This window comes from Pseudomonas sp. W3I7, assembly GCF_030816095.1.
GTDB lineage: Bacteria > Pseudomonadota > Gammaproteobacteria > Pseudomonadales > Pseudomonadaceae > Aquipseudomonas > Aquipseudomonas salomonii.
Window position 1 is genome coordinate 1,174,288 of record NZ_JAUSXP010000001.1, and the last position, 24,730, is coordinate 1,199,017.

Here is a 24,730-nt window from a genome sequence, read left to right on the forward strand (position 1 = left end):
GTGTGAACCCGATCAACTGTGGGAGCCGGGCTTGCCCGCGATGAGGCCTGCCCAGGCACTGCACCTCTAACTCTCCTGCGCGCGGTAAGCCCCCGGCGTCAGCCCCGTCCACTTCTTGAACGCCCGATGAAACGCCGACGGTTCCGAAAACCCCAACTGCTCGGCAATCTCCTGCAACGACAAATCCGCCCGCCCCAAATGATAAATGGCGATGTCCCGCCGCAACTCATCCTTGAGCGCCTGAAAGCTGGTGCCTTCCTCGCGCAAATGCCGGCGCAGGGTTTGCGGGCTGATGTGCAGATGCTGGGCGACGGCCTCCAGGTCGGGCCAGGGCGTGCGGTCGCGGCTGAGCAGGCGGCGCAGCTGGCTGCTTAAACTGTCGCCTTCATCAGGCCGCGACAACAGGTCTGCGGGCGAGCGCTCGAGAAAGTGCTTGAGGGTGCGCTCGTCCTGTAACAACGGCAGGCTCAGGTATCGAGCGGGAAACACCAGGCTACTGTTCGGTGCGCCAAATACCTGAGGGCAGGGGAACAGCAGGTCGTATTCGCCCGCATGGGCCGGCATCGGGTAGCTGAACGTGGCCTGCTGCAGCCGGATACGCTGGCCGATCAACCAACTGCCCAGGCGATGCCAGATCACCAGCAGGCACTCGCTGAGAAAGTGGTCCGGGTCCCACAGCTGCGAATCGTCCAGGCTCAAGCGGGCCAAGTCGCCCTCTCTGGTCAGCTGCCAGCGCGGACCCTGCGGGAATAGGCTATAAAATAATAAGCCGCGTTCCAGAGCCTTCTCCAGGGTGCGGCAGTGAATCAGGGCGTGGCACATCATGGCGAAGGTGCCGCGCTTGCTCGGGCCTTCGGCAAACCCCAGGTATTCGTCGTCCAGCCCCAGCCACAGCATTTGCAACAACCGGGTAAATTGCTCGGGGGCGATGCGGGCGCGGGGTTCGCTCAGCAGTTCCGGGGTGATGCCCACTTGCAGCAGCACGCCCGAATAGTCGTAGCCCGCGCGGCGCGCACCGCCCAGAGCGGCGCGGGCGTAGTGACTGGCGATGGTACGTTCACGCATGTTAGGGCCTCGTCCATGGAGTGGCGGATGTTAGCCATCACCGGGTGGGGCGACAAGGCGGATATCCGCCAAATTGTAGGACGAGATGGGGTGAGTGGGCGGAATTCCGCCACCTCATCCACAGTGGCGAGGGCGTGGTGTTGGTCCTGAGCCCTGATGTCTAAAGGCCTTCAGGCGATTTGTGCAAAGTGGCACGGCGTTTGCGATAAGGATTGCAGCGCAGGAATGTTCCTACAGGCCTCGCAAACAACAAATCCCTCCAGTGCAGGAGGGTTCGCAATTCAAGTGTCGTGGGCAATGGCGGATCTTTGCCACACGGTGCGATTGAGGAACTTTGCAATGACGACTCGTCAGCCAATCTACAAATCCCTGTATTTCCAGGTGATCGTCGCAATCGTTATCGGTATTTTGCTCGGTCACTTCTACCCGCAGACCGGCGTGGCCCTCAAGCCACTGGGTGACGGCTTTATCAAGCTGATCAAAATGGTCATTGCCCCGATCATCTTCTGCACCGTTGTCAGCGGCATCGCCGGCATGCAAAGCATGAAATCGGTGGGCAAAACCGGCGGCTACGCGCTGCTGTACTTCGAAGTTGTTTCCACCATCGCCCTGCTGATCGGCCTGATCGTTGTCAACGTGGTGCAACCGGGCGCCGGCATGCACATCGACGTGGCGACCCTGGACGCCTCTAAAGTCGCGGCCTACGTGACCGCCGGTGCAGACCAGAGCGTGGTTGGCTTTATCCTCAATGTGATCCCGAACACCATCGTCGGCGCTTTCGCCAACGGCGACATCCTGCAAGTGCTGATGTTCTCGGTGATCTTCGGTTTCGCCCTGCATCGCCTGGGTGCCTACGGCAAGCCGGTGCTGGACTTCATCGATCGCTTCGCCCATGTGATGTTCAACATCATCAACATGATCATGAAGCTCGCGCCAATCGGTGCCCTGGGCGCCATGGCGTTCACCATCGGCGCCTACGGTGTAGGTTCTCTGGTGCAGTTGGGCCAGCTGATGATCTGCTTCTACATCACTTGCATCCTGTTTGTGGTGGTGGTGCTGGGCGCCATCTGCCGCGCCCACGGTTTCAGCGTGTTGAAGCTGGTTCGCTACATCCGTGAAGAGCTGTTGATCGTATTGGGTACTTCCTCCTCCGAATCCGCACTGCCACGCATGCTGATCAAGATGGAGCGTCTGGGCGCGAAGAAATCCGTAGTAGGCCTGGTGATCCCGACCGGCTACTCCTTCAACCTCGACGGTACTTCGATCTACCTGACCATGGCTGCCGTGTTCATCGCCCAGGCGACTGACACCCACATGGACATCACCCACCAGATCACCCTGCTGCTGGTGCTGCTGCTGTCCTCCAAAGGCGCTGCAGGCGTGACCGGTTCGGGCTTCATCGTGCTGGCTGCCACCCTGTCGGCCGTAGGCCACCTGCCGGTTGCCGGTCTGGCGCTGATCCTGGGTATCGACCGCTTCATGTCCGAAGCCCGCGCACTGACCAACCTGGTGGGTAACGCGGTTGCCACCATCGTTGTGGCCAAGTGGGTTAAAGAACTGGACACCGACAAACTGCACAGCGAGTTGGCATCCGGCGGCACCGGTATCTCCGATACCCGTCCGGAAGATGACCTGGGCGTGGCCGAAGGCCCTGCGCCTGCTATCAAGTAAATTGCCCAGGGTGTGAACAACACCCAAAGCCTGCAAACGCCCCGACTGGTTCGGGGCGTTTGCGTTTCTGACGTGGCGCTTGGGGTTTTGCTTGCTTTACAGTAAGTGAATACTTTATCCGCTGTAGGAGACCTGATGGACAGTGTGGATCTGAATGTCCTGCGCAGCGTGCTCGAATGGCGCCGTGCCGGGCACCGAGTGGTGTTGTACAGCGTGGTACAGACCTGGGGCAGCGCGCCGCGCCCGCCAGGGGCAATGCTGGCCTTGCGTGGCGATGGCGTGGTGATCGGCTCGGTGTCGGGCGGTTGCATCGAGGACGACTTGATCGCGCGCTTGCAGGATGGCCGCTTGCCGGAGGGCGGCCCGCCGGTGCAGTTGGTGACCTACGGCGTCACCCGCGATGAGGCGGCGCGTTTTGGCCTGCCGTGCGGCGGCACGTTACGCCTGACTGAGGAACGCGTGGATGAATTCGGCTGGGTCTCGCAGTTGCTGGCGCGCTGTGAAGACCATCAGATTGTCGCGCGTGAGCTGGACCTGAGCAGTGGCAAGGTCACCTTGAGCGGCGCGGCCAAGACCGATGTCGTGACCTTTGATGGCGAGCGCCTGCGGGCCATCTACGGCCCGCGTTGGCGTTTGCTGCTGATCGGCGCCGGGCAACTGTCGCGCTACGTGGCTGAAATGGCGCGCCTGCTGGATTTCGAAGTGCTGATCTGCGACCCGCGCGAAGAATTCGTCTACGGCTGGGAAGAGCAGCATGGCCGCTTCGTGCCCGGCATGCCGGATGAGGCGGTGCTGAATATCAAGACGGATGAGCGCACAGCCATCGTCTGCCTGACGCACGACCCTCGATTGGACGATATGGCACTGCTGACGGCGCTGAACTCATCGGCGTTCTACATTGGCGCCCTCGGTTCGCGGGTCAATACGCAGAAGCGCCGGGAAACCCTGGCGGCGCTGGGGTTGTCGGCGCAGGCGATCGCGCGTCTGCATGGGCCGATCGGTCTGCATATCGGTAGCCACACACCGGCGGAAATTGCCCTGTCACTGATGGCGGAAATTGTCGCGATCAAAAATGGCGTGGCGCCGGTGCAGAAGAAACCGCTGCCGGTGGCGGCTGAGTAATGGTCACGGCGATTGTGCTGGCAGCGGGGCAGGGCAGCCGCTTTCGTGCTGAAGCTGGCGTTGATCAGGATAAGTTACTGGCCCGTTGCGTGGGGCGCGATGGCGTGACGCGGCCGGTCATCGAGCAGGTGCTGATGACCTTGCCTGAACGTGTCGCAGCGCGGTGGGTGGTGACCACGCCAGAGCGGCTTGAAGTGATTCGCCTGGCGCAGCTCTACGGGTGTGAGGTGTTGTTGCTGCATTCATCCGGCATGGGCGACAGTATTGCGGCAGCCGTCGTGGCCAGCGCTATGGCTGAGGGGTGGCTGATAGTGCTGGGAGACATGCCGTTTATCTTGCCTTCCAGTATTGAGCACGTGATCGACGCGCTGGAGGAGGCTGACATCAGGGTGCCTGTACATTGCGGTCAGTATGGGCATCCCGTCGCGTTTGGACGTTCGTTCGGCCCTGCTTTGATGGCGCTGACCGGAGACCGTGGGGCCAAACCGCTGTTTGCCAACGCGGGCCTGCGAGAAGTTGCCGTCGATGACCCAGGGATCCTGTGGGATGTCGATGTACCCACGTTGTTGCACTACGGGATGTGATCGACAGTGGCGTTTGTTTTTTGCTCTTCTAGACTTCCAGGTGACTAATGAAGAGGGTCGCTGACAAGGTCTGTTATTAGTCATACTTCCTGCCGTCAGTTCAGAGGCGGAAAGCTTTTATTGTCTGACTGTCCAGGGTCTGAAGTGGCAGTATTTCCCCGTTTAGGCTGAGGCGTAATTAATTTACGGTGAGTGCCTTTATGACAAAAATTAAAGTAGCTGTCGCAACCCTCACGCTCTCTACGGCGGCATGGGCTTATATTCCGCCCCCAGAACCGAACGACCCTATTTCTGAGCCCGTCTCTGCTCTTGTGTGGAAGGAGGTTCCGGGTAGTCAGGGGATTTATTATGCCAATGTGAAAGGCGATCTCTTGGGCAATGGGCCTTATGAGGCCTTCGTAAGGTTTCCCGGTGGCAGAGATAATCCTTACCATCGTCACACGCAAGCGCTGCCGACAGTGGTGCTTCAGGGGACGTTCTACGCAATTATCGACGGCAAAACAGTTGACTATCCCCCAGGCTCTTATTATTGGCTGCCTGCGCGGCTAGAGCACTTCAGTGGGTGTAGAGCGGGCCCGGATTGTTTGCTCTTTCAATACCAGGTCAATCGTTTCGACTTGGTGCCTGTGAATGAGTAGTGCCTGTCGCTCAGTAGCGTGATCAACCCTTGCGTGCATTATTTATGCTTGCAGAGCAGTAGCCAAAAAAAAGCCCCGCCAGGGTTACCTGACGGGGCTTTTTAGTAGCGCTGGCGATCAGACGAGAGGTTTAGGCTCGTGCTCTGCTTCCAGTGCCTGTGGGGCATGTTCAACCACTGTTTCTGCGGCAGGGGCTGGTGCCTCGACCGCTTCGGCAGCCGGTGCGGCAGCGGCTGCAGCAGCGGCGGCTTCAGCTTCCTTGCGACGACGACGCACTTCACGTGGGTCGTTCGGCGCACGGCCGTTTTCGGTCAGGGCACTGGCAGGCGCGGCTTCAACCACGGGCGCTGCGACTTCGGCAACCACTGGTGCTTCAACAACTACGGGCGCTTCAATCACGGGTGCAGGCTCAACCACTGGGGCTGGCTCGGCAACCACTTCGGCAGCCGGTGCAGGCGCTTCTTCTACCACAGGGGCAGGTGCTGGCGCTTCAACCGGTGCAGTTGGTTCGGCAGTCCACTGGAAGGCGGTCTGTTCTTCGCGAACTTCACGCACTGCCGGGGCAGCTTCTTCGACAACCGGGGCTTCAACCACTGGCTGAGGCTCGGCTACCGGTGCAGGCTCGACAGCAGCCACTTCGACTTCTGGCTGAACGTCGCGCACTTCACGCACTTCACGCACTTCGCGTACTGGCGAGGCGACTTCCACTTCCGGAACCACTGGGGCTTCGATCGGGGTAGTGGCTTCGACGACTGGCGTTTCAACAACCGGCGCTTCAACCACTGGGGTCTCGGCAACCGGCGCTTCTACAGCCGCTGTTTCTTCAACAGCAGCAGTAGCGCGTTCAGCTTGCTCATGCGCCTGGGCTTCAGCCGGTGCGCTGATCACGCTGCTGGCTACGGCGGCGGTCACCGCCAGGCCGGCAGCCAGTTCGGCGCTGGTTGGCTCTGCGGTGGCCGCTTCGCTGTTCTCGCCGGTCTCTTCCGAGCCTTCGATCACATTGCCGTTGGCATCACGCTGACGCTCACGACGGTTGCTGCGACGACGCTGGCCACGGGAGCGGCGGCGTGGACGATCGCCTTCGGCGTTGTCCTGACCGTCTTCCTGCAGGTGCTCTTCACCGGTCAGCACTTCTTCTTCGCTGGTGGCAGCGGCTTGCTCGGCACGTGGTTGACGCTCTTCACGCGGTGGGCGCGGCTGGCGCTCTTCACGTGGGGCGCGTTCTTCACGCGGCTGGCGGGCCGGGCGTTCTTCGCTGGCGGCTTCGGCAGCGACGGCAGCTACTGCCGGTGCGGCGTCCAGCGGCTCGCGCAGTTCACGCACACGTTCTTCACGCTCGCCACGTGGCTTGCGGTCTTCACGCGGGGCACGCGGAGTACGGGGTGCGCGCTCTTCGCGCGGTGCACGTTCTTCACGGGCTACGGTTGGGGTCTCTTCGCGGGCTTCGCGAGGTGCACGTTCCTCACGAGGTGCACGCTCTTCACGTGGCGCGCGTTCTTCACGCGGTGCACGTTCTTCGCGCGGCTTGCGCTCCTCGTCACGGCGACCGTTGCGGTTACGGCTCTGTTGACGGCCGTTGCGACGTTCTTCGTTACGGGCCGGGCGTTCGGTAGCAGGCTTTTCAACCACAACCGGCGCAGCAGGCTCTTCTTTGCTGGCGAACAGGCTGACCAGCGACTTCACCAGGCCTTTGAACAGGCTTGGCTCGGGCATGGCCGCCGGTGCGGCAACCGGTGCAGCAACTTCAGCCGGGACCGGTGCGTTGGCACGCGCCGGTGCGGTCTTCACGGCGGCTTCCTGGCGAACCAGAGTACGGGTGGCAGCGGCTGGCTGGACTTCTTCCACTTCGGCAGCGGCAGCAGCGATTTCGTAGCTGGACTGGCCGCTGTGGGCTTCCGGGCTGTCATCGCGCAGGCGTTGCACTTCGAAGTGCGGCGTCTCGAGGTGATCGTTCGGCAGGATGACGATGCGGGCACGGGTGCGCAGTTCGATCTTGGTGATCGAGTTGCGTTTTTCGTTAAGCAGGAACGCGGCTACCGGGATCGGCACTTGCGCGCGGACTTCGGCGGTGCGGTCTTTGAGGGCTTCTTCTTCGATCAGGCGCAGGATCGCCAGGGACAGCGATTCAACGTCACGGATGATGCCGGTGCCGTTGCAACGCGGGCAGACGATGCCGCTGCTCTCGCCCAGGGAAGGACGCAGGCGCTGACGGGACATTTCCAGCAGGCCGAAGCGCGAGATACGACCCACTTGGACGCGGGCACGGTCAGCTTCCAGGCATTCGCGGACTTTTTCTTCCACGGCGCGTTGGTTCTTGGCGGGGGTCATGTCGATGAAGTCGATCACGATCAGGCCGCCGATGTCACGCAGGCGCAGCTGGCGGGCGATTTCTTCAGCCGCTTCCAGGTTGGTCTGCAGGGCGGTTTCTTCGATGTCGCTGCCTTTGGTGGCACGTGCCGAGTTGATGTCGATGGACACCAGGGCTTCGGTCGGGTCGATCACGATGGAGCCGCCGGAAGGCAGTTCGACCACGCGCTGGAAGGCGGTCTCGATCTGGCTTTCGATCTGGAAACGATTGAACAGCGGAACGCTGTCTTCGTACAGCTTGATCTTGCTGGCGTATTGCGGCATCACCTGGCGAATGAAGGTCAGGGCTTCGTCCTGGGCTTCAACGCTGTCGATCAGCACTTCGCCGATGTCCTGGCGCAGGTAATCGCGGATGGCGCGGATGATCACGTTGCTTTCCTGGTAGATCAGGAACGGCGCGGAACGATCCAGGGAGGCTTCTTTGATGGCGGTCCACAGTTGCAGCAGGTAATCGAGGTCCCACTGCATTTCTTCGCTGCTGCGGCCCAAGCCTGCAGTGCGCACGATCAGGCCCATGTCGGCAGGGGCGATCAGGCCGTTCAGCGCTTCACGCAGTTCGTTGCGTTCTTCGCCTTCGATGCGACGGGAAATGCCGCCGGCACGCGGGTTGTTCGGCATCAGCACCAGGTAACGGCCGGCCAGGGAGATGAAGGTGGTCAGGGCTGCGCCTTTGTTGCCACGTTCTTCTTTTTCGACCTGAACGATGACTTCCTGGCCTTCGCTCAGGACGTCCTTGATGTTCACGCGGCCTTCGGGGGCTTTCTTGAAGTATTCGCGGGAGATTTCTTTGAGGGGCAGGAAGCCGTGGCGCTCGGAGCCGAAATCGACAAAGGCAGCCTCAAGGCTTGGTTCGATGCGAGTAATACGGCCTTTATAGATGTTGGCCTTCTTTTGCTCGCGCGCACCGGATTCGATATCCAGGTCATAGAGGCGTTGGCCATCTACCAGTGCAACACGCAACTCTTCGGGTTGAGTTGCGTTAATCAGCATTCTTTTCATGTTGTACCGTCGGTTTCCGGGCTGCCGGAAACGGCGTTCGGCACACACGACTTCTCACGGTCGGTGTCAGGTGCGTCAAGAGTGGTTGGCCACTCCAGTGTCCAGCAATAACGAGCCAATTGGGCCGGTATCGCGACGGACGCGTCCTGCTTGTTAGCGGTGGTGACAAAGGCACCACTTCAACAAAAGCTAAGGTCAGGAGGAGGAATCAACCGGCGACTGTGGACGAGATGAAGCGTCTTATAAGCCTAATGCTACACGGTCCGACGGTTGTGCATCTCCACCCTACACGTATCCCTGATAATTCGGGTGCTGCCGCGCGCAGAATCCGCAGCGGGTTGGCATTTACCGTGTACTCCAATGGGGAGTCCACGCTCATGGCTAAACAAGACTAGGTGTGGGCGACTGCGCTCTCACTCAGCTCTTAACAGGCGTTGTTTCCGAAGCATTCGCCGTGGTCTGGCTCAAGACTGACTGCACTTTGTGAACTGGCCGTAAATATCGGCGCAAAACGCGAGTATTCACTCTGCTTTCTGCACTCGCTTCAGGCCTCATGTCACCTGCGCTTGTTACAATCCTGAGCCTTCCAAGGTGGCGAAAGCCCCGTAGGACGGCCTCGCGTCCTGATGAATTGCGATGGTCAGGGCCGGCAGTTTGCCGCAAGTCCTCTGTCCAGGCCGCTTTTGGCGGCGTTCGCGACTATAGCAGCAATGATTAAGTGCTTCAATTCCATAAAAAATTGTTATCATCGCCGCCATGACGACTACCGCCCCCCAGACCCCCAGCGTCCAGCTGCTCGAGGTCTCGCCGGAATATGCCGGCCAACGCATCGACAATTTTCTCCTGGCCAGGCTCAAAGGCGTGCCCAAGACCTTGATTTACCGCATCTTGCGTAAAGGTGAAGTGCGCGTGAACAAAGGCCGGATCAAGCCCGAGTACAAGCTGCAGGCGGGCGATATCGTCCGTGTGCCGCCGGTGCGCGTGCCTGAGCGTGACGAGCCGGTGCCATTGGCCCAGGGCCTGTTGCAGCGCCTCGAAGCGTCGATTGTCTACGAAGACAACAAGCTGATCGTGATCAACAAGCCTTGCGGCATTGCGGTTCACGGCGGCAGTGGCCTGACGTTCGGGGTGATCGAAGCCTTTCGTCAGTTGCGACCCGATGCCAAGGAGCTGGAACTGGTCCACCGCTTGGACCGCGACACCTCCGGCCTGCTGATGATCGCCAAAAAACGCAGCATGTTGCGTCACCTGCACACCGCCTTGCGTGGCGATGGCGTGGACAAGCGCTACATGGCACTGGTGCGTGGCAACTGGGCAAGCTCCATCAAGAGCGTGCGTGCGCCGTTGCAGAAGAGCAACCTGCGCTCCGGCGAGCGCATGGTCGAAGTGGACGAGGAGGGCAAAGAAGCCCTGACCCTGTTCAAGGTGCTGCGCCGCTTCGGTGACTTCGCCACTATGGTCGAGGCCAAGCCGGTGACCGGGCGTACCCACCAGATTCGTGTGCACACCTTGCACGCGGGCCACTGCATCGCCGGCGACACCAAGTACGGCGATGAGGATTTCTCCAAGGAAATTCGTGACCTGGGCGGCAAACGCCTGTTCCTGCACGCCTACATGCTCACCGTGCCGCTGCCCGATGGCGGCGAGTTGAAGTTGCAGGCGCCGGTCGATGAGATGTGGGCCAAGACCGTGGAGCGTTTGAGTGTCGCACCCTGACTACGAGCTGCTGATTTTTGATTGGGACGGCACGCTGTGCAATTCCATTGGGGCGCATCGTCGACTCGATGCACGCGGCGTCGACCCGTTCGGGCTTCGAGTTGTGCACGGATCTGGCGGTAAAAGGCATTATCGGCCTGGGCCTGCCCGAGGCGATCCGTACCTTGTACCCCCGGATCAGCGACGCAGAGCTGGTGACTTTTCGTGACCATTACGCCGATCACTACATAGGGCTGGAGGCCACGCCTTCGCCGCTGTTTGACGGCGTAAGGCAATCTCTGGAGGCGTTTCGCGCCGAGGGTTATCACTTGGCCGTGGCTACCGGCAAGGCCCGTCGCGGGCTGGATCGGGTGCTCAAGGCCCACGGGTTTGAAGATTATTTCGATATCACCCGTGCAGCGGATGAAACCGCCAGCAAACCTCACCCTCTGATGCTGGAGCAGATCCTGGCGCATTGCGGCGTAGCGCCGCGTCAGGCGTTGATGGTGGGTGACGCTTCGTTCGACCTGATGATGGCGCGCAATGCCGGCATGGACAGCGTGGCGGTCAGCTACGGTGCCCAGGCTGCCGAAGCCTTGCAGGCATACGAGCCCAGGCTGACGATTGATCATTTTTCTGAACTGCAAGCCTGGCTCAGCCGGGCCTGATAAGTCTTTGCTGGGGTTAATGGCATGAGTGACGAGTGGAAAGCGCCCGAAAAGGCCGAAAGCGGTGATGATAAAAGCTGGAAGCTGTTGGAGAAGACCCTGCTGGCCAGTGTCCAGGAGCAACGCCGTGCGCGTCGCTGGGGGATTTTCTTCAAGTTGCTGACGTTTATCTGGCTTATCGCCATGCTGGCGTTGTTCAGCCCGCTGATGGACATGGAAAAAAGCGCGACCCGTGGCAACAACTACACCGCCTTGATCGACGTGCGCGGGGTGATTGCCGACAAGGAGTCCGCCAGCGCCGATAATATCGTCGGTGGCCTGCGTGCAGCGTTCGAAGACCCCAAGGTCAAGGGCGTGATCCTGCGCATCAACAGCCCGGGCGGCAGCCCTGTGCAGTCTGGCTATGTGTATGACGAGATTCGCCGCCTGCGCGGCCTGCACCCGGACATCAAGCTGTACGCGGTAATTTCCGACCTGGGCGCCTCGGGTGCCTATTACATCGCCAGCGCCGCTGACCAGATCTATGCCGACAAGGCCAGTCTCGTGGGTTCCATTGGTGTGACGGCGGCTGGTTACGGCTTTGTCGGCACCATGGAGAAGTTGGGGGTGGAGCGTCGCACTTACACCTCGGGTGAGCACAAGTCGTTCCTCGATCCGTTCCAGCCACAAAAGGCTGATGAAACCCAGTTCTGGCAGGGCGTGCTCGACACCACCCATCGTCAGTTCATTGCCAGCGTTAAACAGGGGCGTGGCGATCGTCTGAAGGACAAGGACCATCCTGAGCTGTTCTCCGGCCTGGTATGGTCCGGTGAGCAGGCATTGCCGTTGGGTTTGATCGATGGCCTGGGCAGTGCCAGCTCGGTGGCGCGCGATGTGATTGGCGAGAAGGAACTGGTGGACTTCACTGTTCAGGAATCGCCGTTTGATCGCTTCTCCAAGAAGCTGGGTGCCAGTGTGGCGGAGAAGCTGGCCTACTACATGGGCTTCCAGGGCCCGACACTGCGCTGATATTTCGGCCCTGATGTAGATCGAAATGTGGGGGCGGGCTTGCTCGCGAATACGGTGGGTCAGTGACAGATATGTTGGCTGACACTCCGCTTTCGCGAGCAAGCCCGCTCCCATATTTGGTTTTGGGGTGGGGCCTAGGGGATTTGCACGCCTTCAGCCAGCAGCATGTCCACCAGTCGAATCAGCGGCAGGCCGACCAGGCTGGTCGCATCCGGCCCTTCGGTGCTCTGAAACAGGCTCACACCCAGCCCTTCGGCCTTGAAGCTGCCTGCGCAGTCATAAGGCTGCTCGATGCGCAGATAACGCTCAATGCGTTCCACGTCCAATGCGCGCATCTGCACGGTAAACGGCACACAATCTACCTGGCAATGCCCCGTCTCACTGTTGAGCAGCGCCAGGCCGGTTAAAAAACTCACCCGTTTGCCGCTGGCGGCCAGTAATTGCTCGCGGGCGTTTTCAAAGGTGTGGGGTTTGCCGATAATGCGGCCATCGAGTGCGGCCACCTGATCGGAGCCGATAATCAAATGCCCTGGATAGCTGGCGGCGAGGGCGCGGGCTTTCGCTTGCGCCAGGCGCTTGACCAGCTCAATGGCCGATTCATTTGCGCGATGGCTTTCGTCGATATCCGGCGAGCTGCAGATGAACGGTAGGTGCAGGCGGGCCAGCAATTCCCGGCGATAAACCGAGCTGGAAGCGAGTAATAAAGGCAGCATGGGTGTCTCCTCGAGGCAGCCGCCGATTCTAGCGGGGCGACCCGCTGACGCACAGGGCTGAATTTCCTTTGACATGGCTGGGTGCATCCCTATAATGCTGCGCCTATGTTGAATGACCCGATTCCACCTCACGTTGACCCGCGCAAATTGGCTGATCGTGGCACCACCCTTCAAGGTGAAGTGCTGCTGGCCGATTTGGAGAGACTCTGCGACCCGCTTTCCGACACTGTCGGTACGGTGCAGGCTAAATTCGTTTTTGAACGAGATGAACGTAAGTCTGTGGTAATCCACAGCTTTATCGACACCGAAGTCAAAATGGTTTGCCAGCGTTGTCTTGAGCTGGTCACCCTGCCGATCCACAGCGAATGCAGTTATGCTGTGGTGAAAGAGGGTGCGAATACCCAGTCGTTGCCGAAAGGTTATGACGTGCTGGAACTGGGCGAAGATCCATTGGATCTGCATGCACTGATCGAGGAGGAGCTTTTGCTCGCCTTGCCCATTGTGCCTGCTCATCATCCGGAAGAATGCCAGCAGCCGGAGGGCCTTGATGACGAGGCCGAGCCGAGCGAGGACGAGGTAACGCGGTCCAACCCGTTCAGTGTATTGGCGCAGTTAAAGCGTGACCCAAACGTTTAGGAGTTAATCAATTATGGCTGTTCAGCAGAACAAAAAATCCCGCTCTGCCCGTGACATGCGTCGTTCGCACGATGCCCTGACGGCAAGCACTCTGTCCGTAGAAAAAACCACCGGTGAAATTCACCTGCGTCACCACGTATCGCCAGAAGGCGTATACCGTGGCCGTAAAGTGATCGACAAGGGCGCTGACGAGTAATCACTTGTCTGCTCAAGTCATCGCGATTGACGCAATGGGCGGGGACTTCGGTCCCCGCAGCATTGTTCAGGCTTGCATTGCCAGCCTGTCCGCTACGCCCTCGCTGCACCTGACCCTCGTCGGTCAACATTCCCTACTTGAAGAACTGATTGCCAGCCATCCGGCGGTGGATCGCGCGCGCCTGACCGTTACTGCGGCCAGCGAAACCATCGGCATGGATGAAAAGCCCGCGGCAGCCTTGCGTGGCAAGCCCGACTCTTCAATGCGGGTGGCCCTTGAGTTGTTGCGTGATGGCAAGGTGCAAGCCTGTGTCAGTGCCGGCAATACCGGGGCGTTGATGGCGTTGTCGCGCCATGTGCTCAAGACGTTGCCGGGTATTGATCGGCCGGCCATGGTTGCGGCGATTCCGACGCAAAAAGGCTATTGCCAACTTCTGGACCTGGGTGCAAACGTCGATTGCAGTGCCGAGCACCTGCTCCAGTTCGCCGTGATGGGCTCTGTGGCCGCTGAGGCGTTGGGTGTGGCCCGGCCACGCGTGGCGTTGCTCAATATCGGCACCGAGGACATCAAGGGCAACCAGCAGGTCAAGCTGGCTGCCACCTTGTTGCAAGGTGCGCGGGGCTTGAACTACATCGGTTTTGTCGAAGGTGACGGCTTGTACCGGGGCGAGGCGGATGTGGTGGTGTGCGACGGGTTTGTCGGCAATATCCTGCTCAAGTCCAGCGAAGGCCTGGCGACCATGATCGCCACGCGTATCGAAGCCTTGTTCAAGCAGAACCTGGCCTCACGCATGGTCGGCGCGCTGGCGTTACCGTTGATGCGCCGCCTGCAGGCTGACCTTGCGCCAGCACGGCATAATGGCGCGAGTTTTCTGGGGCTGCAGGGCATTGTGGTAAAAAGCCACGGCTCGGCCGGTGTGCAGGGCTTTCAAAGTGCGATTGCGCGAGCGTTGATCGAGATCCAGGAAAACCTGCCGCAACGTTTGCACGGGCGTCTTGAGGATCTGTTGCCTTAGGCGAATCGGCCCGGGAGTGCTTAAATGTGACCGGCCAGTTCAATTGACCATCCAATCTGTCAGTTTCGTTCGCGCCCACCGTCGGTGCGAGCATTTTTGACGACCAGATCATTAGGGGCTTGTTACATGTCTACATCCCTCGCATTCGTCTTTCCAGGGCAGGGTTCGCAGTCCCTCGGCATGTTGGCCGAGCTGGGCGCGCAACATCCGCTGATCCTGGAAACCTTCAAGGAAGCTTCCGATGCCCTGGGTTACGACCTGTGGGCACTGACCCAGCAGGGGCCGGAAGAGCAACTCAATCAAACCGACAAAACCCAGCCGGCGATCCTGACCGCCTCGATTGCCCTGTGGCGCTTGTGGCTGGCCGAGGGCGGCGCGCGCCCGGCTTATGTGGCCGGTCACAGCCTGGGCGAGTACAGCGCCTTGGTGGCCGCCGGTAGCCTGACCCTCGCTGAAGCGGTCAAGCTGGTCGAGCGCCGTGGTCAGCTGATGCAAGAGGCTGTTCCAGCCGGGCAGGGCGGCATGGCCGCTATCCTCGGCCTGGACGACGCTGTGGTGATCCAGGCCTGCGCCGAAGCGGCTCAGGGCGAAGTGGTCAGCGCGGTGAACTTCAATTCCCCTGGCCAGGTGGTCATCGCCGGCGCCAAGGCCGCTGTCGAGCGTGCCATTGAGGGCTGCAAGGCCCTTGGTGCCAAGCGCGCCTTGCCGTTGCCGGTGAGCGTGCCGTCGCACTGCGAGCTGATGCGCCCGGCTGCCGAGCGTTTTGCCGAGTCCATCGCCGCCATCAATTGGCAGGCGCCGCAGATCCCGCTGGTGCAGAACGTCAGCGCGGCCGTTGCCGCCGACCTCGATACCCTCAAGCGCGACCTGCTGGAGCAGCTTTACAAGCCGGTACGCTGGGTTGAGTCGGTACAGACCCTAGCTGCCAATGGTGCCACTGAGTTGGTCGAGTGCGGCCCCGGCAAAGTCCTGGCCGGCCTGAACAAGCGCTGCGCCGACGGCGTGTCGACTGCCAACCTCAATACCCCGGATGCCTTCGCTGCCGCGCGCGCGGCACTGGCCTGAAACCCTTTAGGAGAAGCCTGCATGAGTCTGCAAGGTAAAGTTGCACTGGTTACTGGCGCAAGCCGTGGCATTGGCCAGGCGATCGCCCTGGAACTGGGCCGTCAAGGCGCCGTTGTGATCGGCACCGCCACTTCCGCTTCGGGCGCTGAGCGTATTGCTGCGACCTTGAAGGAAAACGGCGTGCAGGGCACCGGTCTTGAGCTGAATGTGACCAGCGACGAGTCTGTTGCTGCTGTGCTGGCTGAGATCACTGCACAGTTCGGCGCACCGGCTATTCTGGTGAACAACGCCGGTATCACCCGTGACAACCTGATGATGCGCATGAAAGACGACGAGTGGTACGACGTGGTCGATACCAACTTGAACAGTCTGTTTCGCCTGTCCAAGGGTGTTTTGCGCGGCATGACCAAGGCGCGTTGGGGCCGAATTATCAATATTGGCTCCGTAGTGGGTGCCATGGGCAACGCAGGCCAAGTAAACTATGCAGCGGCCAAGGCCGGTCTGGAGGGTTTCAGCCGTGCATTGGCCCGTGAAGTCGGTTCGCGTTCGATTACGGTCAACTCGGTGGCCCCAGGGTTCATCGACACCGATATGACCCGCGAACTGCCGGAAGCACAGCGTGAAGCGTTGCTGACCCAGATTCCGCTGGGCCGTTTGGGCCAGGCTCAAGAGATCGCAAATGTGGTCACTTTCCTGGCATCCGACGGTGCGGCATACGTGACTGGGGCTACAATCCCGGTGAACGGCGGGATGTACATGAGTTAAATTGTGACGGATCGCTTCAAAAAAATGTCATACGAGCTGTCTAAAATCCGTTATAAAGCTGCAACTTAATTTATAGGCAGGTGGCCGGTCGGGTACGAGGGTGAAGCTTTCAGTTGAAAAGCTGAAAAGGCTTTCTATACACTTACCCACTGGCCAGCTGCCTGAATTTGTCCATTAGGAGTTAAACAAGGTATGAGCACCATCGAAGAGCGCGTCAAGAAAATCGTTGCCGAGCAACTGGGCGTTAAAGAAGAAGAAGTGACCAACTCCGCTTCCTTCGTTGAAGACCTGGGTGCCGATTCCCTTGACACCGTTGAGCTGGTGATGGCTCTGGAAGAGGAATTCGAGACCGAAATCCCGGACGAAGAAGCTGAAAAAATCACTACTGTTCAAGCTGCTATCGACTACGTTACTGCCCACCAGGCGTAATAGTTTGTAGTCGTCGCTTGCTGTCAGGGAAAAACCGCACTGCTGTAACGGCGTGCGGTTTTTTCTTTAAGCGGTGATGAAAAATAAGCTGCGAAGCAAAGTGTCGTCATTAGAAAAAGGAGAGTGCTGTGTCGCGTAGACGCGTCGTAGTCACCGGTATGGGTATGTTGTCGCCACTGGGTACAGATGTGCCGAGCAGTTGGCAGGGCATTCTGGCTGGCCACAGTGGTATTGGTCTGATCGAACACACGGACCTTTCTGCCTATTCCACCCGTTTTGGCGGCTCGGTAAAGGGCTTCAATGTCGAGGAATATCTCTCGGTCAAAGAATCCCGCAAGCTCGACCTGTTCATTCAATACGGCCTGGCAGCCGGTTTTCAGGCGGTGCGTAATGCCGGCCTGGAAGTCACCGACGCCAACCGTGAGCGCATCGGCGTGGCCATGGGTTCGGGTATTGGCGGTTTGACCAATATCGAAGAAACCAGCCGCACGCTGCACGATTCCGGCCCCCGTCGAATTTCGCCGTTCTTCGTGCCGGGCTCGATCATCAATATGATTTCCGGTTTCCTGTCGATCCATCTGGGCGCACAGGGCCCCAACTACGCCATTGCCACGGCGTGCACCACCGGCACGCATTGCATCGGCATGGCGGCGCGTAATATCGCCTATGACGAAGCCGACGTGATGATCGCCGGTGGCGCCGAAATGGCTGCCTGCGGCCTCGGCATGGGCGGTTTCGGCGCATCCCGTGCGCTGTCGACGCGCAATGACGAGCCGACCCGTGCCAGCCGTCCGTGGGACAAGGGCCGTGACGGCTTTGTGCTGGCTGACGGCGCGGGTGCCCTGGTGCTGGAAGAGTTGGAGCACGCCAAGGCGCGCGGTGCCACTATCTACGCCGAGCTGATCGGCTTCGGCATGAGCGGTGACGCGTACCACATGACCTCGCCGCCGTCCGACGGTGCCGGTGCTGCACGTTGCATCACCAACGCCTTGCGCGATGCGAAGGTCAATGCCAACCAGGTGCAGTACATCAATGCCCACGGCACATCGACCCCGACGGGCGACCTGGCGGAAGCCGAAGCCATCAAGTCGGTGTTCGGTGAGCACGCCTACAAGCTGGCGGTCAGTTCCACCAAGTCCATGACCGGCCACCTGTTGGGTGCGGCGGGCGCGGTCGAGGCGATCTTCAGCGTCATGGCCATCAAGGATCAGGTCGCTCCGCCGACCATCAACCTTGATGAGCCGGACGAGGGCTGCGACCTCAACTTCGTGCCTCACGAAGCGCAACCGATGCCGATCGACGTGGTGATCTCCAACTCGTTCGGTTTCGGTGGCACCAACGGTTCCCTGGTGTTCCGCCGGTTCGCCGAGTGATGCACAGCTGGGTCGACGGTCAGCCAGCGGGCAGCGTGCCCCTGAAAGATCGTGGCCTGGCGTACGGCGATGGCCTGTTTGAGACCATCGCCGTCAAGGCCGGGCAGCCGGTGCTGCTCGACCGTCACCTGCAACGCCTTGAAGAGGGGTGCAGGCGCCTCGCCTTGATTGCGGATCAAACCCTGATCCGCAGCGAAGTGCTGGCTTACGCCGCTGCCATGGGCAATGGCGTACTCAAATTGATCCTCACCCGTGGCGACAGCCTGCGCGGCTATGGCATCAACCCTGGCGTCCCCGTGCGCCGTATCTTGCAGGGCAATCCGCCCGCTGCTTATCCTCTGGCCCATGCAACCGATGGCATCCGCCTGTTTGCGTGCGCCACTCGCTTGGCCGAGCAGCCGTTGCTGGCGGGTCTCAAGCACCTTAATCGTCTTGAACAAGTGATCGCTCGCGCCGAATGGCAGGATACCGAACATGCCGAGGGCTTGATGCTGGATAGGTCCGGTCGCGTCATCGAAGGCGTGTTCAGCAATCTGTTCCTGGTGCGCAATGGCTTGTTACTAACCGCTGATCTGAATCGTTGCGGGGTTGCCGGCGTCATGCGTGCGGAGATTCTGGCCCAGGCGCAAACCCTGGGCGTCCCGGTGGCCGTGGCCGACATCAGCATGGACCAGTTGCAACAGGCCGACGAAGTTTTCGTGTGCAACAGCGTTTATGGCATTTGGCCCGTACGTGGTTGCGCCGGGATGAGCTGGTCGGTTGGGCTGCTCACCCGTAAACTGCAGGGCATTGTTCGCGCGCTATTGGAAATTTGAGTTGATACGAAAACTGGTTTTACTGCTGCAGATCGGCCTGGTCTCGGCAGGCTTGCTACTGGGCTTTTCGGCCTGGAAGCTCGACTCTGCGCTGAAGCAGCCCCTGAATCTGACCCAGGAACAATTGCTCGATGTTCCCGCCGGGGCGACCCCGACGGGCACCTTCAATCGCCTTGAAACCGAAGGCGTGCTGGATGGCGCCTTCTGGTTGCGCCTTTATTGGCGCTTCAACCTCGACGGTCAGCCGCTGCACAGCGGCGAATACCGCATGACCCCAGGCCTGACGGCCGAAGGCCTGATCGGCCTGTGGCAGCGCGGCGAAGTGGTGCAATACAGCCTGACATTGGTGGAAGGCTGGAACTTCCGCCAGGTGCGTTCAGCGTTGGCCAAACACGAAAAGATCGTGCAGACCCTGTCGGGCCTGAGCGACGGCGAAGTGATGGATAAGCTCGGCCACCCTGGGGTATTTCCCGAAGGGCGGTTCTTTCCTGACACCTATCGCTTCGTGCGCGGCATGACCGATGTCGAATTCCTGAAAAAAGCCTACAACCGCCTGGACGAGGTACTGGCCCAGGAATGGAGCCAGCGCGCCGCCGATGCGCCGTACACCGACCCTTACCAGGCGCTGATCATGGCCTCCCTGGTAGAAAAGGAAACCGGTGTGCCGCAAGAGCGCGGGCAGATCGCCGGAGTGTTCGTGCGTCGTTTGAAAATCGGCATGCTGCTGCAGACCGACCCCACGGTGATCTACGGCCTGGGCGAGCGCTACACCGGCAAGTTGACCCGCGCGCACCTCAAGGAAGCCAATCCCTATAACACCTACATGATTGCTGGCCTGCCGCCGACGCCAATCGCCATGGTCGGCCGCGAGGCGATCCATGCGGCGTTGAACCCGGTGGCCGGCAGTAGCCTGTACTTTGTCGCCCGAGGCGATGGCAGCCATATTTTCTCCGATGACCTGGATGCGCATAATGCCGCCGTGCGTGAGTTCCAACTCAAGCGCCGCGCCGATTATCGCTCCAGCCCGGCACCGGCGGTAAAACCGCCGGAAGATGCGACGCCAGCGACCGATGCCGCACCGGTTGAAAAACCCGCCGAACCTGCGCCGGACACCGCCGCGCCGCAAAGCCCGCAATGACTCTGACTAAGGACCGCCTGTGACTGGCTTGTTTATTACCCTGGAAGGCCCGGAAGGCGCCGGCAAAAGCACCAACCGCGATTACCTGGCCGAGCGTCTGCGCGCTGAAGGCATCGAGGTGGTGCTGACCCGCGAGCCCGGCGGTACGCCGCTGGCCGAGCGCATCCGTGAAGTGTTGCTGGCTCCAGGTGAAGAGCAAATGAATCCGGACACTGAGCTGCTGCTGGTGTTTGCTGCCCGTGCCCAGCATTTGGCCGAAGTGATTCGCCCGGCGCTGGCACGGGGCGCGGTGGTGATTTGCGACCGTTTTACCGATTCCACTTATGCTTACCAAGGAGGCGGGCGCGGCTTGTCCGTTGAGCGCATCGCCAGCCTGGAAGCCTTCGTCCAAGGCGACTTGCGCCCCGACTTGACCCTGCTGTTCGACCTGCCGGTGGAAGTCGGTATGGCCCGCGCCAGTGCCCGTGGCCGATTGGATCGGTTCGAGCTGGAAGGTTCGACATTCTTCAATGCGGTCCGTAGCGCGTTCCTGCAGCGTGCCAAGGCTGAGCCTGCGCGTTACTCCTTATTGAACGCAGCCCAGCCACTGGTGCAGGTACAGCAGGCCATCGATGCTCTGCTGCCCAAACTCCTGGAGCGCGCCCGTGGCTGAAGCCTACCCGTGGCAGGACAGCCTATGGCAGCAATTGGCCGGGCGTGCCCAGCATGCCCATGCCTATTTGTTGCACGGCCCCATCGGTATCGGCAAGCGCGCCCTGGCTGAGCGCCTGATGGCCAGTCTGCTGTGCAAGCAACCGGTCAACCTGGAGGCCTGCGGCGAGTGCAAATCCTGCCTGTTGCTCAAGGCCGGCAGCCACCCCGACAACTACCTGCTCGAACCTGAAGAGGCCGACAAGGCGATCAAGGTCGACCAGGTACGTGACCTTGTCAGCTTTGTGGTGCAGACCGCGCAGATGGGCGGGCGCAAGGTGGTACTGATCGAGCCGGTGGAGGCGATGAACATCAACGCCGCCAACGCTTTGCTCAAGAGCCTGGAAGAGCCGTCGGGCGACACCGTGCTGTTGCTGGTCAGCCATCAGTCCAGCCGTTTGCTGCCGACTATCCGCAGCCGTTGCGTGCAGCAGGCCTGTCCGCTGCCGAGCGAGGCCATGAGCCTGCAATGGCTGGCGCAGGCGCTGCCGGAATGTTCCGCCGACGAACGGGTCGAGTTGCTTACCCTGGCTGCCGGTTCACCCTTGGCGGCGGTGAAGCTGCAGGCCCAAGGCGTGCGTGAGCAAAGGGCGCTGGTGGTGGACGGCGTCAAGAAGCTCCTCAAACAGGAACAATCCGCCACGCAACTGGCCGAAGGCGCCTGGAAGGATATTCCGTTGCTGCTGCTGTTCGACTGGTTCTGCGACTGGTCGAGCCTGATCCTGCGCTACCAGTTGACCCAGGACGAAAACGGCCTGGGCCTGCCGGATATGCGCAAAGTGGTGCAGTACCTGGCGCAAAAAAGTGCGCAGGACAAGGTATTGAACATCCAGGACTGGATCCTGGCCCAGCGCCAGAAAGTCCTCGGCAAAGCCAACCTCAACCGCGTGCTGTTGCTCGAAGCACTGCTGGTGCAATGGGTTGGCTTGCTCGGCCGGCGTTAATTTTCGTGGCCGACGGGTGTATCGTCGGCCAGACACTTCCCATGAATTAAGTTGTACTTTCCTATGCTCGTAGATTCCCACTGCCACCTTGATCGCCTCGACCTTGCCCAGCACGGCGGCTCCCTCGATGCTGCCCTGGAAGCGGCACGCCAGCGTGGGGTAGGGCACTTCCTGTGCATCGGCGTGAGCGCCGACAACGCCGCCGACGTCAAAGCCTTGGCTGATCGCTATGCCGATGTCGATTGTTCGGTCGGCATCCACCCGCTGGACCTCAAACCGGGTGAAGCGCCGGCCCTGGATTGGCTGTTGGCTGAGCTCAATCACCCACGCGTGGTGGCGATTGGCGAAACCGGCCTGGATTACCACTACGAGCCTGAAGCCGCCGAGTTGCAGCAAGCCTCCTTCCGCCTGCACCTGCAAGCCGCCCGGCAGACCGGCAAACCCGTGATCGTCCACACCCGAGGCGCCCGCGCTGACACCCTCACACTGTTGCGCGAAGCGGCCTTGCCCCAGGCCGGTGTGCTGCACTGCTTTACCGAAGACTGGGACATGGCCAAGGCCGCGCTGGACCTGGGCTTCTATATCTCCCTGTCGGGTATCGTTACCTTCCGCAACGCCGACGCCTTGCGCGACGTGGCGCGTCAGGTGCCGGCCGACCGCCTGCTGGTGGAAACCGATTCGCCTTACCTGGCGCCGATCCCCCATCGCGGTAAGCCGAACCTGCCGGAATACGTGCGTGATGTGGCCGATTACCTGGCGATGCTGCGCGGTGAATCCTATGAGCGCTTTGCCGAGCAGACCACCGAGAACTTCAAGCGTCTGTTCCCGCTGGCCCACGTGGCTGGCTGAGGCGGTCAAATCGCAGGCAAAAAAAACCCGGGTTCTGGGGGGGTGAATCCGGGCTAAGACCATTAGGAGTAAAACAAGGGCACACAGTCCGTCGGTACCCAGGTCGACGCGTCACTTGGGGGAGATGTCGCGCCGACAATTCAAGTATTGATCAGTATCCGATTCAGTCCAGTGGCGATTGGTCGTTTTTTAAACAGATTTGGAATACGCGCGCTTCGCTTGAGTTCTCATTGAGCGCAAGCACGGCTGCCATTGTGATGTATTGTTTCTGACTGAAATCCATCCATTCGTTGACGCGCTGAAACTAAAGTGCGCCATGGGTTCACATAGGCGTTGCCCAACGACCGTTCAGTCGGGATAATCCCTCGCATCGGGTAAATCGTATCGCCATGAAGTCGTGGCCCTCGTAACCCTCCCTAATTCCGACCTCTGCAGACCTCTTCCTCATGCACAAAGAACCCCGTAAGGTCCGTGAGTTTCGCCGCCGTGAGCAGGAAATTCTCGACACTGCACTCAAGTTATTCCTCGAACAAGGTGAAGACAGCGTCACCGTCGAGATGATTGCGGATGCCGTGGGTATCGGCAAAGGCACGATCTATAAACACTTCAAATCCAAGGCCGAGATCTACCTGCGGCTGATGCTCGACTACGAGCGCGATTTGAACGAGCTGTTGCATTCGGCTGATGTGGACAAGGACAAGGAGGCGCTGTCACGCGCCTATTTCGAGTTCCGCATGCGTGACCCGCAGCGCTACCGCCTGTTCGACCGCCTGGAAGAAAAGGTGGTCAAGGGCCATCAAGTGCCGGAAATGGTCGAGGAGCTGCACAAGATCCGCGCCTCGAACTTCGAGCGCCTCACCCTGCTGATCAAGGGCCGCATCAGCGAAGGCAAGCTCGAAGACGTGCCGCCGTATTTCCACTATTGCGCCGCCTGGGCGTTGGTACATGGCGCTGTTGCGCTGTACCACTCGCCGTTCTGGAGCAATGTGCTGGAAGATCAGGAAGGCTTCTTCCAGTTCCTGATGGACATCGGCGTGCGCATGGGCAACAAGCGCAAGCACAGCACTGAGCTGCCGAGTGCTGAGCCCAAGGGCAGCGACGCTCCTGCTGTTTAAGCCATTCCCGACAGTGATGGCGCAATGATTTTGCTGCCGCTTGCAGTACCCCAGGAATATACTCAGGCAAGGACGCTTGCTTAAAGCTGATTTTTCAGTCAGCTTTTAGCGCGCCTGAACCATCCTCTGCCGGAGTGTTCCATGATCGTTGATCGTCAAGGCAGGCGATTTCGCAATTTGCGGATCAGCCTGACCTCAGCCTGCAATTACGCGTGTACCTACTGCGTGCCCAACGGCAAGCGGCTGGTGGCTGCCCAGGACGAACTCTCGGCCGAGGCCATGGCGCGCGGCGTTGCCTACCTGATCGAAGCGGCCGGCATCGAGCGCTTGCGCATCACCGGCGGTGAACCGTTGGTCAGCCCCAAGCTGGAAGCCTTCATGGGCGCCGTGGGCGGCATGGGCCTGAGTGATATCAGCCTGACCACAAATGGCCAACTGCTTACGCGCAAGTTGCCACTGCTGGTCGACGCGGGTATTCGGCGCATCAACGTGTCCCTCGATACCCTGGATGCTGACGCCTTCCGCAGCATCGCCCGTGGTGGCGACCTGGCCACCGTGCTCGATGGCATGGACCAGGCCCGCGCTGCTGGCATCAAGATCAAAGTCAATATGGTGCCGTTGCGCGGGCAGAACCTCGACCAGGTGATGCCACTGCTCGACTACTGCCTGGAGCGTGGCTACGAGCTGCGCTTTATCGAACTGATGCGCATGGGCCACCTGGCCAAGGACTCCAACGCGTTTTTGCAGCAGTTCGTCAGCCTGCAACAACTGCTCAGCCTGATCGGCGAGCATCACGAATACCTGCAAGCCAACGCGCCGATTGATGCCACGGCAGTGCGCTACGAAGTGCCGGGCAAAGGCTTCTTTGGCGTAATCGCGAATGAAAGCGTGCCGTTCTGCCGCACCTGCTCGCGCCTGCGCTTGTCGTCGACCGGTTGGTTACATGGCTGTTTGTCGTCGAGCAACCGCCACTATGTGGGCGACCTGCTGGACCAACCGCGCCATCAGGCACTGCCGGCCTTGCAAGGGCTGTTGATGAAGGCCCTGGGCGACAAGCAGGAAGTGGCCTTCTCCGGCGGCGCCACGGTCATGAAGATCATCGGCGGCTAACACCGTACACAATCGAATGTGGGAGCAGGCTTTTTGTGGGAGCTGGCTTGCCTGCGATAG

Annotated in this window: 23 protein-coding genes and 1 pseudogene; 21 read left to right on the plus strand and 3 right to left on the minus strand. The window is 60.4% G+C overall.

The features are described from left to right. Positions 1 to 66: 66 nt before the first annotated feature. A complete protein-coding gene (locus QF043_RS05565) occupies positions 67 to 1,065 on the minus strand; it encodes an AraC family transcriptional regulator (protein WP_307417758.1) in 999 nt (332 codons plus the stop codon). A 339-nt stretch (positions 1,066 to 1,404) separates the two neighbouring features. Here QF043_RS05565 and QF043_RS05570 point away from each other — a divergent pair, with 339 nt between their 5' ends. The 4 genes from QF043_RS05570 to QF043_RS05585 all read left to right on the plus strand — a co-directional run bounded on the left by QF043_RS05570 (position 1,405) and on the right by QF043_RS05585 (position 5,080). Further along, positions 1,405 to 2,736: a dicarboxylate/amino acid:cation symporter gene (locus QF043_RS05570; RefSeq protein ID WP_017138374.1), complete on the plus strand. Its 1,332-nt coding sequence runs from the start codon at positions 1,405 to 1,407 to the stop codon at positions 2,734 to 2,736. A gap of 135 nt (positions 2,737 to 2,871) precedes the next feature. Continuing rightward, positions 2,872 to 3,858 carry an XdhC family protein gene (locus tag QF043_RS05575; RefSeq protein WP_307417759.1) on the plus strand — a complete coding sequence of 329 codons (987 nt, stop codon included), beginning with the start codon at positions 2,872 to 2,874 and terminating at the stop codon, positions 3,856 to 3,858. Beyond that, positions 3,858 to 4,442, plus strand: coding sequence for a nucleotidyltransferase family protein (locus tag QF043_RS05580; protein WP_307417760.1), 585 nt, complete (start codon positions 3,858 to 3,860; stop codon positions 4,440 to 4,442). Before QF043_RS05575 ends, QF043_RS05580 begins: the two co-directional genes overlap by 1 nt. A 200-nt stretch (positions 4,443 to 4,642) precedes the next feature. Further along, entirely contained in the window at positions 4,643 to 5,080 is a 438-nt protein-coding gene (locus QF043_RS05585) for a cupin domain-containing protein (RefSeq protein ID WP_307417762.1), read from the plus strand. A gap of 117 nt (positions 5,081 to 5,197) precedes the next feature. Here the strand turns inward: QF043_RS05585 and rne are convergent, their stop codons facing one another. Then, positions 5,198 to 8,446: a ribonuclease E gene (gene rne / locus QF043_RS05590; protein WP_373460658.1), complete on the minus strand. Its 3,249-nt coding sequence runs from the start codon at positions 8,444 to 8,446 to the stop codon at positions 5,198 to 5,200. 756 nt (positions 8,447 to 9,202) lie between these two features. Between rne and rluC the strand changes: the two genes are divergently transcribed. From rluC to QF043_RS05605, 3 genes and pseudogenes are all read left to right on the plus strand, one after another. Continuing rightward, positions 9,203 to 10,162, plus strand: a complete 960-nt coding sequence (gene rluC, locus QF043_RS05595; protein ID WP_307417764.1) for a 23S rRNA pseudouridine(955/2504/2580) synthase RluC — start codon at positions 9,203 to 9,205, stop codon at positions 10,160 to 10,162. Then, positions 10,149 to 10,809: pseudogene (locus QF043_RS05600) on the plus strand (HAD-IA family hydrolase). Before rluC ends, QF043_RS05600 begins: the two are co-directional and overlap by 14 nt. Positions 10,810 to 10,833: 24 nt before the next feature. After that, entirely contained in the window at positions 10,834 to 11,817 is a 984-nt protein-coding gene (locus tag QF043_RS05605) for a S49 family peptidase (RefSeq protein ID WP_056861647.1), read from the plus strand. A 134-nt stretch (positions 11,818 to 11,951) separates the two neighbouring features. On the opposite strand, the gene QF043_RS05610 is transcribed toward QF043_RS05605, so the two are convergent. Continuing rightward, positions 11,952 to 12,530 (minus strand): nucleoside triphosphate pyrophosphatase, encoded by a 579-nt coding sequence (locus tag QF043_RS05610; RefSeq protein WP_307417765.1) that lies wholly within the window; start codon positions 12,528 to 12,530, stop codon positions 11,952 to 11,954. 105 nt (positions 12,531 to 12,635) lie between these two features. On the opposite strand from QF043_RS05610, the gene QF043_RS05615 reads away from it, so the two are divergent. From QF043_RS05615 to QF043_RS05680, 14 genes are all read left to right on the plus strand, one after another. Continuing rightward, complete coding sequence (locus QF043_RS05615) at positions 12,636 to 13,166, plus strand: YceD family protein (protein ID WP_005790551.1); 531 nt, start codon at positions 12,636 to 12,638, stop codon at positions 13,164 to 13,166. A 13-nt stretch (positions 13,167 to 13,179) separates the two neighbouring features. Next, positions 13,180 to 13,362 (plus strand): 50S ribosomal protein L32, encoded by a 183-nt coding sequence (gene rpmF / locus QF043_RS05620; protein ID WP_008152339.1) that lies wholly within the window; start codon positions 13,180 to 13,182, stop codon positions 13,360 to 13,362. Between the two features lie 4 nt (positions 13,363 to 13,366). Then, positions 13,367 to 14,377, plus strand: coding sequence for a phosphate acyltransferase PlsX (plsX, locus tag QF043_RS05625; protein ID WP_082463689.1), 1,011 nt, complete (start codon positions 13,367 to 13,369; stop codon positions 14,375 to 14,377). 126 nt (positions 14,378 to 14,503) lie between these two features. Beyond that, positions 14,504 to 15,442, plus strand: a complete 939-nt coding sequence (gene fabD, locus QF043_RS05630) for an ACP S-malonyltransferase (RefSeq protein WP_307417766.1) — start codon at positions 14,504 to 14,506, stop codon at positions 15,440 to 15,442. Between the two features lie 21 nt (positions 15,443 to 15,463). After that, positions 15,464 to 16,207, plus strand: coding sequence for a 3-oxoacyl-ACP reductase FabG (gene fabG, locus QF043_RS05635; RefSeq protein WP_015885432.1), 744 nt, complete (start codon positions 15,464 to 15,466; stop codon positions 16,205 to 16,207). 192 nt (positions 16,208 to 16,399) lie between these two features. Next, a complete protein-coding gene (gene acpP / locus QF043_RS05640) occupies positions 16,400 to 16,636 on the plus strand; it encodes an acyl carrier protein (RefSeq protein WP_016973676.1) in 237 nt (78 codons plus the stop codon). Between the two features lie 128 nt (positions 16,637 to 16,764). Further along, positions 16,765 to 18,009, plus strand: a complete 1,245-nt coding sequence (gene fabF, locus QF043_RS05645; protein ID WP_056861643.1) for a beta-ketoacyl-ACP synthase II — start codon at positions 16,765 to 16,767, stop codon at positions 18,007 to 18,009. Continuing rightward, positions 18,009 to 18,824 (plus strand): aminodeoxychorismate lyase, encoded by an 816-nt coding sequence (gene pabC, locus QF043_RS05650; RefSeq protein WP_307417767.1) that lies wholly within the window; start codon positions 18,009 to 18,011, stop codon positions 18,822 to 18,824. The genes fabF and pabC overlap by 1 nt, the downstream gene beginning before the upstream one ends. Position 18,825: 1 nt before the next feature. After that, a complete protein-coding gene (gene mltG / locus QF043_RS05655) occupies positions 18,826 to 19,962 on the plus strand; it encodes an endolytic transglycosylase MltG (RefSeq protein ID WP_307417768.1) in 1,137 nt (378 codons plus the stop codon). A gap of 19 nt (positions 19,963 to 19,981) precedes the next feature. Then, the gene (gene tmk, locus QF043_RS05660) at positions 19,982 to 20,614 is read left to right on the plus strand and encodes a dTMP kinase (RefSeq protein ID WP_305454990.1); all 633 of its coding nucleotides are present in this window, start codon (positions 19,982 to 19,984) and stop codon (positions 20,612 to 20,614) included. Then, positions 20,607 to 21,596 carry a DNA polymerase III subunit delta' gene (locus tag QF043_RS05665; protein ID WP_138814240.1) on the plus strand — a complete coding sequence of 330 codons (990 nt, stop codon included), beginning with the start codon at positions 20,607 to 20,609 and terminating at the stop codon, positions 21,594 to 21,596. Before tmk ends, QF043_RS05665 begins: the two co-directional genes overlap by 8 nt. Before the next feature lie 63 nt (positions 21,597 to 21,659). Then, a complete protein-coding gene (locus tag QF043_RS05670) occupies positions 21,660 to 22,445 on the plus strand; it encodes a TatD family hydrolase (RefSeq protein ID WP_307417770.1) in 786 nt (261 codons plus the stop codon). Between the two features lie 446 nt (positions 22,446 to 22,891). After that, positions 22,892 to 23,560: a TetR/AcrR family transcriptional regulator gene (locus QF043_RS05675; protein ID WP_056861635.1), complete on the plus strand. Its 669-nt coding sequence runs from the start codon at positions 22,892 to 22,894 to the stop codon at positions 23,558 to 23,560. Between the two features lie 141 nt (positions 23,561 to 23,701). After that, the gene (locus QF043_RS05680; protein WP_056861634.1) at positions 23,702 to 24,670 is read left to right on the plus strand and encodes a GTP 3',8-cyclase MoaA; all 969 of its coding nucleotides are present in this window, start codon (positions 23,702 to 23,704) and stop codon (positions 24,668 to 24,670) included. Positions 24,671 to 24,730: the final 60 nt, after the last annotated feature.

Bases quoted from the DNA above. Each gene is read 5' to 3' on its own strand.
- QF043_RS05565 (WP_307417758.1), bottom strand. From the start codon at position 1,065: ATGCGTGAACGTACCATCGCCAGTCACTACGCCCGCGCCGCTCTGGGC.
- QF043_RS05570 (WP_017138374.1), top strand. From the start codon at position 1,405: ATGACGACTCGTCAGCCAATCTACAAATCCCTGTATTTCCAGGTGATC.
- QF043_RS05575 (WP_307417759.1), top strand. From the start codon at position 2,872: ATGGACAGTGTGGATCTGAATGTCCTGCGCAGCGTGCTCGAATGGCGC.
- QF043_RS05580 (WP_307417760.1), top strand. From the start codon at position 3,858: ATGGTCACGGCGATTGTGCTGGCAGCGGGGCAGGGCAGCCGCTTTCGT.
- QF043_RS05585 (WP_307417762.1), top strand. From the start codon at position 4,643: ATGACAAAAATTAAAGTAGCTGTCGCAACCCTCACGCTCTCTACGGCG.
- rne (WP_373460658.1), bottom strand. From the start codon at position 8,446: ATGAAAAGAATGCTGATTAACGCAACTCAACCCGAAGAGTTGCGTGTT.
- rluC (WP_307417764.1), top strand. From the start codon at position 9,203: ATGACGACTACCGCCCCCCAGACCCCCAGCGTCCAGCTGCTCGAGGTC.
- QF043_RS05605 (WP_056861647.1), top strand. From the start codon at position 10,834: ATGAGTGACGAGTGGAAAGCGCCCGAAAAGGCCGAAAGCGGTGATGAT.
- QF043_RS05610 (WP_307417765.1), bottom strand. From the start codon at position 12,530: ATGCTGCCTTTATTACTCGCTTCCAGCTCGGTTTATCGCCGGGAATTG.
- QF043_RS05615 (WP_005790551.1), top strand. From the start codon at position 12,636: ATGTTGAATGACCCGATTCCACCTCACGTTGACCCGCGCAAATTGGCT.
- rpmF (WP_008152339.1), top strand. From the start codon at position 13,180: ATGGCTGTTCAGCAGAACAAAAAATCCCGCTCTGCCCGTGACATGCGT.
- fabD (WP_307417766.1), top strand. From the start codon at position 14,504: ATGTCTACATCCCTCGCATTCGTCTTTCCAGGGCAGGGTTCGCAGTCC.
- fabG (WP_015885432.1), top strand. From the start codon at position 15,464: ATGAGTCTGCAAGGTAAAGTTGCACTGGTTACTGGCGCAAGCCGTGGC.
- acpP (WP_016973676.1), top strand. From the start codon at position 16,400: ATGAGCACCATCGAAGAGCGCGTCAAGAAAATCGTTGCCGAGCAACTG.
- pabC (WP_307417767.1), top strand. From the start codon at position 18,009: ATGCACAGCTGGGTCGACGGTCAGCCAGCGGGCAGCGTGCCCCTGAAA.
- QF043_RS05670 (WP_307417770.1), top strand. From the start codon at position 21,660: ATGCTCGTAGATTCCCACTGCCACCTTGATCGCCTCGACCTTGCCCAG.
- QF043_RS05675 (WP_056861635.1), top strand. From the start codon at position 22,892: ATGCACAAAGAACCCCGTAAGGTCCGTGAGTTTCGCCGCCGTGAGCAG.
- QF043_RS05680 (WP_056861634.1), top strand. From the start codon at position 23,702: ATGATCGTTGATCGTCAAGGCAGGCGATTTCGCAATTTGCGGATCAGC.